Consider the following 8,828-nt stretch of genomic DNA (forward strand, 5'->3'; position numbering starts at 1 on the left):
GTACCAGGCGCCGGTGCTGGTGGCGGGCACCGACGGGGTGGGCACCAAGCTGAAGGTGGCCTTCCTGGCGGGGCGCCACGACACGGTGGGTATCGACCTGGTCGCCATGTCGGTGAACGACATCCTCACCTGTGGCGCGGAGCCGCTCTTCTTCCTGGACTACTTCGCCACGGGGAAGCTGGAGGTGGACGCCGCGGCGGAGGTGGTCAAGGGCATCGCGCTGGGGTGCGAGCAGGCGGGGTGCGCGCTCCTGGGCGGGGAGACGGCGGAGATGCCGGGCTTCTACGCGCGGGGCGAGTACGACGTCGCGGGCTTCTGCGTGGGCGTGGTGGAGCGGTCCGCCATCATCGACGGCAAGACGGTGAAGCCGGGGGACGCGCTCATCGGGCTCACGTCGTCGGGGCTGCACAGCAACGGCTACTCGCTGGCGCGCAAGGTGCTGCTGGACGACGCGAAGCTGCCCCTGGACATGACGCCGCAGGGGCTGGACCGGCCGCTGGGTGACGCGCTGCTGGAGCCCACGCGCATCTACGTGAAGGACGCGCTCGCGCTCTGCCAGGCCGTGAAGGTGAAGGGCATGGCGCACATCACCGGCAGCGGCATCCCGGGCAACCTGCCCCGGTGCCTGCCGGACGGGACGCGCGCGGTGCTGAGCGAGTCCACGTGGAAGAAGCCGGCCATCTTCGACCTCATCGCGAAGACGGGCGGAGTCGCGCGCGACGAGATGTTCAGCACGTTCAACATGGGCCTGGGCCTCATCGTCGTGGTGGCGAAGGAGGACGTGGCGAAGGCGCTGGAGGTGCTGCACGCCCGGGGCGTGGAGGCCACCGAGGTGGGCCGGGTGGAAGCAGGCCAGGGCGAGGCCACGGCGGTCATCGACCCATGAGCGCGCGGCGGGCGCGGCTGGGGGTGCTCGTCAGCGGCGGCGGGAGCAACCTGCAGGCGCTGCTCGATGCGGCCGGGCAGGCGGACTACCCGGCCGAGGTGGCGTGCGTGCTGTCCAACGTGCCCACGGCGTTCGCGCTGGAGCGCGCCCGGAAGGCGGGCGTGCGCGCGGAGGTGGTGGACCACAAGGGCTTCGGGTCGAAGGCGGACTTCGAGGCGGCGGTGCTCGGCGTGATGGCCGACGCGGGCGTCGAGTGGGTGTGCCTGGCGGGCTTCATGCGGCTGGTGAGCGCGGACTTCCTGAAGCGCTTCCCGGGGCGCGTGCTCAACATCCACCCTTCCCTGCTGCCTGCGTTCCCGGGGCTGCATGCGCAGAAGCAGGCGCTGGAGCGCGGCGTGAAGGTGGCCGGGTGCACGGTGCACTACGTGGACGCGGGCACGGACACGGGCCCCATCATCGCGCAGGCGGCGGTGCCCGTGCTGCCGGAGGACGACGAGGCGAGCCTGAGCGCGCGCATCCTCGCGGAGGAGCACCGCCTGTATCCGCTGGCCGTGCGGCTGGCGGTGACCGGTGCGGTGACACTGGACGGGACGCGCACGAAGGTGGCCGCGCGGGTGACGGGAGACAACACCGCGCTTCGCAGTCCGGGTTCGCCGACGTGACGAAGGCCGTGGAGCCGTCGCGTTCCGCCGCGTCCGAAGAGACCAGGGCGGTCGCGCCGCCGCATACCGCGCCGAAGCCCATCGAGCTGTCACCATCCTCGGCGCACAACGCGCCGAAGGCGGTAACACCGGCTCATGCCGCGCCCGAAGTGCAGAGCCCGGCCCAGCATGCATTCTCGGACGAAGGCGAAGCGTCTGCCCGTGATGCTCGTCGGGAGGCCCTGCGCGCGGCCCCCACGGTGATGGTCAGTGCATGCCTGTTGGGCGAAGCGTGCCGCTACGACGGCCGCTCGCAGCGCTCGGAGCGCGTGCTCGCGGCGCTGGAGGGCAAGGCCGTCATCCCTATCTGCCCGGAGGCCGCCGCGGGCATGGGCATTCCACGGCCTCCCGTGGACCTCGCGGGTGGCACGGGCGTGGACGTCTGGGCTGGCCGTGCGCGGGCCCTCACGCGGGAGACGCGCGAGGACCGCACCGCCGCGTTCCAGGACGGCGCCCAGCAGACCCTGGAGGCTGCCCGGCGCTTCGACGTCACAGTGGCGCTCTTGAAGGAGAAGAGCCCCTCGTGTGGCAGTCAGCACGTCTACGAGACAGGCGTGCTGCGCCCGGGTGAAGGCATCACCACCGCGCTGCTGCGCGCGGATGGACGCACCGTCGTGAGCGACGAGGACCTGTAACCGTCCCCTCGCGTTGATCAGCCCAGCGCGGGCAACTCCAGCTCGTCACCCGGCCGGGGCGCGAAGCACGCCTCCACCTCCGAGTCCGTCACCTCCGCGAGCGTGGCCGGGCTCCAGCGCGGCTTCTGATCCTTGTCCACCAGCACCGCGCGGATCCCCTCCTGGAAGTCCGGCCGCTGCGTCAGCGCCTGGCTCAACCGGTACTCCATGCGCGCCGTCGCGTCGTAGTCCTGGCCACGCCCGATGCGCAGCTGCCGCAGCGTCACCCGCAGGCTCGTGGGCGACATGCGCGGCAGCGTCGCACGCGTCTCCTCCGCCCACGCAGTCCCCTCGCGCTCCAGCGCCGCGAGGATGTCCTCCACGCGGCTCCCCTGGAAGCACCGGTCGATGACCTCCGCCCGCGACGCGAGCCCCGAAACACCGGCGTCCTGATGGAAGCCCTTCAGCACTCGCGCCGCCACCTCGCGCCCCGGTCCGCTCCAGTCCGCGGCCGCCAGCGCACCCACCACGTCCTCCAGCCGCGAGGACTCCACCCGATGCGTCGCGTACCCCAGCCACAGCGCATCCGCCGCGTCACACCGCGCGCCGGTGAGCCCCAGGTACGTCCCCGCCTCGCCCGGGAAGCGCGGGAGGAACCAGCCACCGCCCACGTCCGGGAAGATGCCGATGGCCGTCTCCGGCATCGCGAGCACCAGCTTCTCCGTCACCACGCGGAAGGCCCCGTGCGCGGACAGCCCCAACCCACCGCCCATGCAGATGCCGTCCACCCACGCGATGAACGGCTTGGGGAAGTGGTGGATCCGATGGTTGAGCGCGTACTCCGCACGGAAGAACTCGCGCGACAGCGACATGTCCGACCGTGCGACCGAACTGGCCACCGCGCGCACGTCCCCTCCCGCGCAGAAGGCCCGGCCCCCTGCTCCGCTGATCACCACCGCCTTCACGGACGGATCCGCCGCCCAGGCGTCCAGTTGGGGATGCAGCGCGCGGCACATCTCCAGGGAGAGCGCGTTGAGCGCCTTCGGTCGGTTGAGGGTGACCAGACCCACGGGCCCCCGAGTCTCCAGCAGCACGTCCTCGCTCATGGCGTGGGGGATATCAGCCCGGAAGGGGCTCGCATGGGAGATTCAGGGGTGACATGGCGGAGGAAATCGGTATTGGGGAGAACATGACTCCCGCAGCCGCCCCCCTGCTCGCCGCCGTCTTCGACATGGATGGCACGCTCGTCGACAACATGGACTTCCACAACCGCGCCTGGCTGACGCTCGCCCGGAAACTCGGTCTGGATGGCCTGACCGCGGAACGCTTCCAGAACGAGTTCGCGGGAAAGAAGAACGAGGAGATCCTCCCGCAGCTGTTGGGCCGCACCCTCTCCGTCGCGGAGCTGGACGCGCTCGCGGAAGAGAAGGAGTCCCACTACCGCGCCATCTACCGGCCCTACCTCGCGCTGCACCGGGGCGCGGAAGGCTTCCTGCACCGCCTGCGCGACGCGAACCTGCTCCTGGCCGTGGCCACCGCCGCGCCGCACGGCAACCGCGAGCTGGTGCTGGACGGGCTCTCCGTGCGCCCGCTCTTCGCCTGTGTCGTCGGCGCCGAACAGGTGACGCGCGGCAAGCCCGCGCCGGACATCTTCCTCGCGGCGGCGAAGGCCCTCCAGGTGCCCCCCGAGTCGTGCCTCGCCTTCGAGGACGCCATCAACGGCGTGCTGTCCGCGCGCGCCGCCGGCATGGTCACCGTGGGCATCACCACCACCACGACCGCGGCGGCGCTGAAGAACGCGGGGGCCCACTACACCGCCCCGGACTTCGACACGCTGCCCCCGGAGCTGCTCGCGCGCCTCTTCAGGTCCAGGGCCTGAGGGGGCACATACGCCCCACCCCGGACGTGTCAGGAAGGCGCCAAAAGGGCGCCAGACGCGGTGACGTTGTGTAGTGTTCGGCGGCCATGTCGACGTCCTCCGCCAAACTCAAGCTCCCCTCGGGCCCGTCCCGGCACGTGTACGACGTCATCGTGCTGGGCAGCCAGGTCGGAGGCGCGCTCGCCGCCGCGCTCCTGGCGAAGCGCAACCACCGCGTGTTGCTGGTGGAGCACGACGGCATGGGGCCCGGCTACGAGCACGACGGCTTCGTGCTGCCCTACGCCCCCTTCGTCGCGCCGCCCCTCAAGGCGATGCCCGCCGTGGACGAGGCCCTCAACGAGCTGGGCCTCTCCACCGCCATCGGCCGCGCGCTGCGCCCCCACGCGCCGGAGCTCCAGTTGGTGCTGCCCCGGAACCGGGTGGACCTGGTCGGGGACGCCGCCCGCCGCCGCACGGAGCTGACGCGCGAGTTCGGCGAGGCCGGCGAGGGCATCCAGGGCGCGCTCGCGGGCAGCGCCGCGCAGCACGAGTCCACCGACGCCTTCTTCAAGGCCGGGCCCCAGCTGCCGCCCGACGGCTTCTTCGAGGGCTGGAAGCTCAAGGGACAGATCAAGGATCACCCGGCCCTGGACGCCACGCCCCGGCTCGCGGGCGAGGATCCGGCGCTGTCGCTGGTGCGCGGCCTGCTGCCCTTCCTCGTCCACCTGGAGAAGCCTAGCGCGCCCCTGGCGCAGACGCGGGCCCTGTCCCAGGTGCTCACCGCGCCGTCCACGTACCCGGGCGGCATGGACGCCCTGCGCGACGTGCTCACCCGGCGGCTGACGGAGCTGGGCGGCGACGTGCTGGGCCGCGACAACCCGGCGGGCTTCATCGTCGAGGAGCTCGCGTTCGACGGCAGCAAGTTCTCCGGCGTGAAGCTGGTGCGCTCGGACACGCTCTACCGCGCGTCGTGCCTGGTGACGGCCACGGACTCCGGGGCGCTGCGCCGGTTGGTGACGGACAAGAAGCACAACCGCGGCCTGCTGGAGCACCTGGATCAGTCCAACATCAAGTCGCTGCTCTTCAGCGTGAACTGGGTGGTGCCGGAGGCGGCGCTCCCGCGCGGCATGGGCGAGCTGGTGCTCGTGGACACGCAGGACCCGGAGCTGGGCCCGCTGCTCGTGCAGCAGCACCCGGCGCGCATGGCCGCGGCCTCCGGGCACAAGGACGTGGAGGGCGTGCGCGTGGTGTGCGCGGGCGCCTTCGTCCCGGCCTCCGCGCGCGAAGAGGGCGAAGAGCACCTCCAGGCGCTGGCGAAGCGCATCGACGCGCACCTGGACCGGCTGATGCCGTTCACGAAGCAGCACCGCGCGCTGCGCTCGGTCCCCTACCTGGACGCCGGCGGAGTGCGCGGCAGCCGGCTCATGCCCCACCCGCTCTACAGCTTCGAAACGGAAGCCTTCCTGGGCGTCACGGGGTTGAAGCAGCGCACGCCCGCGAAGAACGTGATCCTGGCCGGCCGCGAGGTGCTGCCCGGCCTGGGCCTGGAGGGCGAGTTGCTCGCGGGCATGCGCGCCGCGAAGCTGGTGCAGGACATGTTGAAGAAGAAGGATCCGCTCAAGGGATAGGTCCCGGGTCGGATCCGGCTGGATTTCCGGCCTGTTTCTGGTAGGGTCCGCCGCTCTTTTATGGGCTGCTGTCGAACGCCCCAGTTTTCAAGGAGTTAGCAGTCATGGCGTGGAAGTGCGACCTCTGTGGGAAGCGTCCGCTGGTGGGTAACAACGTCAGCCACGCGAACAACAAGACCAAGAAGCGGACCCTGCCGAACCTGCAGAAGGTGCGGGCGAACGTGAGCGGCTCCATTGAGCGCGTCCTGGCCTGCACCCGCTGCATCAAGGCGGGCAAGGTGACCAAGGCCGCCTGAAGTCCGGGAGCCTTCCGGTGGGCATGACGCGCGCTCGAAAGTCCGCGCTTCCGCCCACCGAACGGCTCCATCCCCGTACGGATGACCTGGACCTCCTCCCTGTCGAGGCGGTCGTCCGACGGTTGCATCAAGAAGACCTGATCGCGCTCCGCGCGCTCCGTGAGGCGTTGCCGTCCATCGCGGCGGCGGCCCGGGCCGTGGCGGAAGCGTTACACGCTGGCGGCCGGCTGCTCTACGTGGGCGCGGGAACCAGCGGTCGGCTCGGCGTGCTCGACGCGAGCGAATGTCCCCCCACCTTCGGTGTCCCGGCGACGCGGGTCCAGGCGGCCATCGCGGGCGGCCGGCGGGCCCTGACGCGCGCCGTGGAGGGCGCCGAGGATGACGTCGCCGCGGGGGCCCGGGCGGTGCGGACGTTCCGGGCGACGGCGCGGGACGTGGTGTGCGGCATCTCCGCGTCGGCCTCCACGCCCTATGTCCGGGGGGCGCTGGACGAGGCCCGCGAGCGAGGGGCGCGCACGGTGCTGGTGTGCTGCAACCCGCCGGGGCCGGCCATGCGCGCGGACACGGTGGTGCTGGCGCGCACGGGGCCGGAGGTGGTTGCGGGCTCCACGCGGCTGAAGGCGGGCACGGCGACGAAGCTCGTGCTCAACGCCATCACCACCGCGGCCTTCGTGTCGCTGGGCCACGTGTACCGGGGGCGCATGGTGGACGTGCGCCCCACGAACACGAAGCTGCGGGCCCGAGCGGTGCGGATGGTCGCGGAGTTGACGGACCTGCCCCCCGCGCGGGCTGAGGCGTTGCTCCAGGCCGCTGGCGACCACGTGAAGCTGGCGCTGGCCATGCACTTCACGGGGCTTCCGGCGGCCCAGGCCCGGCGCCGATTGAAGGACGCGGGCCTGCGAGGGCTCGAACGCCCGGCGGCGGCCCGAGCGCCACGTCGGCGCCCCACGCGCTGAGGCGGCGAGGGCCCGCGGTCCCTCCAGAATCCGACAGGGTGGGCGTCATTCCCAGACACACGAGGTGCCCTGCGGGCCGGGGTCCGGCGGCCGTGGGAGCGGGCCTTTAGACTTGGGGCATGCACCCCGCCACGCCACCCTCCCCCTCCCTGCCGCCCCGGCTGTGCGTGGGCGTGCTGTCCGGCACCAGCGTGGACGCGGCGGACGCGGCGCTGTGCAGGGTGGACGGCACCGGCGCGGACGTGAAGCTCCAACTGCTCGCGCATGTCTCCCATCCCTTCACGCCGGACCTGGTCGCGCGAGTGCTGGGCCCTCAAGACGCCCGGAGCCTCTGCGCCCTCAACTTCGAACTGGGGGAGCGCTTCGCCGAGGCCGTGCTGGCCGTCATCGCGCGCGCGGGCGTGAAGCGCGAGGACGTCCACGTCGTCGGCTCGCACGGCCAGACGATGGCCCACCTTCCTTCGGACCTGTCCGCCATCGCCTCCACGCTCCAGATTGGCGAAGCGGCCGTCATCGCCGAGCGCACCGGCCTGCCCGTCGTCAGCGACTTCCGCACCCGCGACATGGCGGTGGGCGGCCAGGGCGCTCCGCTCGTGCCCTACCTGGACTGGGCCGTCTTCCGGAACCGCGAACGGCCGGAGGTCACACGCGCGTTCCTCAACCTGGGCGGCATCGCCAACATCAGCGTCGTGGGCGAGCACGTGGACGACACGCTCGCGTTCGACACCGGGCCCGCGAACATGGTGCTGGACGGGCTGGCGCGCCGGGTGACGAAGGGACGGCTCGCGTGCGACCGGGACGGGAGCCTGTCCTCCCAGGGACAGGTGATCCCCGCGCTCCTGGAAGAGCTGCTCGCGCATCCGTTCCTCGCGCGGCCACCTCCGCGCAGCGCGGGCCGCGAGGGCTTCGGCGAACCGCTGGTGGACCGGCTCTGGGCGGCGGCCCCGGAGCGGCCCCACGACTTGATGGCCACCGCGCGGGCCTTCACCGTGGAGGCCACCGCGCGCGCCTTCGACACCTGGGTGCGGCCCCGCTTTCCCCGGCTGGAGGCCGTGTATGTCTCCGGCGGCGGGACGCGGAATCCTGTGCTCATGGCGGATCTTCGGGCGCGGCTGGCCCCGGTGCCGCTGGAGCGGCTGGACGTGCTGGGCTTCCCCGAAGAGGCGAAGGAAGCGGCCCTCTTCGCCCTGCTCGCGGCCGAGCACCGGGCCGGGACGCCCGCGAATGTTCGCCCGGCAACTGGCGCCGGGCGCCGAGTCGTTCTAGGTAAGCTGACACCGTGAGCAGCGTGAACCTGATGGCCCGCGAAGTGGCCGCGAAGATCGTCTTCTACGGCCCCGGCCTGTCGGGGAAGACGACGACCCTGCGAAAGGTCTACGAGACCGTTCGCCCGGCCCACCGCGGAGAGATGATGTCCATCGCCACCGAAGGCGACCGGACGCTGTTCTTCGACTTCCTACCGGTGAAGGTGGAGCGCGTGGGCGACTGCTCCGTGCGCCTGGCCCTCTACACCGTGCCCGGACAGGTCTTCTACAACGCCACCCGCAAGCTGGTGCTCCAGGGCGCGGACGGCGTCGTGTTCGTGGCGGACTCGCAGTCGGAGGCGATGGACGCCAACCGCGAGTCCCTGGCGAACCTGGAGGAGAACCTCCTGGAGAACGGCATCCGCCTGGACCGCTTCCCACTGGTGATGCAGTGGAACAAGCGGGACCTGGACAACATCCTCTCCGTGGAGGACCTGCGCCGGGAGCTCAACCCCCGCGGCGTCCCCGACTTCGAGACGGCCGCCGCCAACGGCCGCGGCGTGATGGACGCGCTCAAGACCATCACCCGGCTGGTCATCAAGGACCTGCGCGCCAAGCGCATCGTCCCGCCGCCCCGTCCCGCCC

10 protein-coding genes are annotated in these 8,828 nt (G+C 71.8%); 9 read left to right on the forward strand and 1 reads right to left on the reverse strand.

The genetic code is table 11. The features are described from left to right. The 3 genes from purM to D7V77_RS45235 all read left to right on the forward strand — a co-directional run. Positions 1–886: phosphoribosylformylglycinamidine cyclo-ligase (purM, locus tag D7V77_RS37880; RefSeq protein ID WP_120581106.1), on the forward strand; the 886-nt coding region annotated here is incomplete at its 5' end. Then, entirely contained in the window at positions 883–1,548 is a 666-nt protein-coding gene (purN, locus tag D7V77_RS37885; protein WP_120581107.1) for a phosphoribosylglycinamide formyltransferase, read from the forward strand. The genes purM and purN, both read left to right, overlap by 4 nt. Continuing rightward, positions 1,545–2,222, forward strand: coding sequence for a DUF523 domain-containing protein (locus D7V77_RS45235; RefSeq protein ID WP_233597483.1), 678 nt, complete (start codon positions 1,545–1,547; stop codon positions 2,220–2,222). Before purN ends, D7V77_RS45235 begins: the two co-directional genes overlap by 4 nt. A 17-nt stretch (positions 2,223–2,239) precedes the next feature. Here the strand turns inward: D7V77_RS45235 and D7V77_RS37895 are convergent, their stop codons facing one another. Then, on the reverse strand, positions 2,240–3,307 hold the full coding sequence (locus D7V77_RS37895; protein ID WP_120581109.1) for an enoyl-CoA hydratase/isomerase family protein: 1,068 nt from the start codon (positions 3,305–3,307) through the stop codon (positions 2,240–2,242). Between the two features lie 83 nt (positions 3,308–3,390). Here D7V77_RS37895 and D7V77_RS37900 point away from each other — a divergent pair, with 83 nt between their 5' ends. From D7V77_RS37900 to D7V77_RS37925, 6 genes are all read left to right on the forward strand, one after another. After that, a complete protein-coding gene (locus D7V77_RS37900) occupies positions 3,391–4,080 on the forward strand; it encodes an HAD family phosphatase (protein WP_120581113.1) in 690 nt (229 codons plus the stop codon). An 86-nt stretch (positions 4,081–4,166) separates the two neighbouring features. Continuing rightward, on the forward strand, positions 4,167–5,687 hold the full coding sequence (locus tag D7V77_RS37905; protein ID WP_120581110.1) for an NAD(P)-binding protein: 1,521 nt from the start codon (positions 4,167–4,169) through the stop codon (positions 5,685–5,687). 104 nt (positions 5,688–5,791) lie between these two features. Next, positions 5,792–5,983 carry a 50S ribosomal protein L28 gene (rpmB, locus tag D7V77_RS37910; RefSeq protein WP_014398134.1) on the forward strand — a complete coding sequence of 64 codons (192 nt, stop codon included), beginning with the start codon at positions 5,792–5,794 and terminating at the stop codon, positions 5,981–5,983. Between the two features lie 23 nt (positions 5,984–6,006). Further along, positions 6,007–6,939, forward strand: a complete 933-nt coding sequence (gene murQ, locus D7V77_RS37915) for an N-acetylmuramic acid 6-phosphate etherase (protein WP_120581111.1) — start codon at positions 6,007–6,009, stop codon at positions 6,937–6,939. Between the two features lie 119 nt (positions 6,940–7,058). Further along, complete coding sequence (locus tag D7V77_RS37920; protein WP_120581112.1) at positions 7,059–8,222, forward strand: anhydro-N-acetylmuramic acid kinase; 1,164 nt, start codon at positions 7,059–7,061, stop codon at positions 8,220–8,222. Next, positions 8,219–8,828: ATP/GTP-binding protein (locus tag D7V77_RS37925; RefSeq protein ID WP_233597484.1), on the forward strand; the 610-nt coding region annotated here is incomplete at its 3' end. The genes D7V77_RS37920 and D7V77_RS37925, both read left to right, overlap by 4 nt.

The sequence above is a fragment of the Corallococcus sp. CA041A genome, from assembly GCF_003612075.1.
In the GTDB taxonomy this organism is placed as follows: domain Bacteria; phylum Myxococcota; class Myxococcia; order Myxococcales; family Myxococcaceae; genus Corallococcus; species Corallococcus exiguus.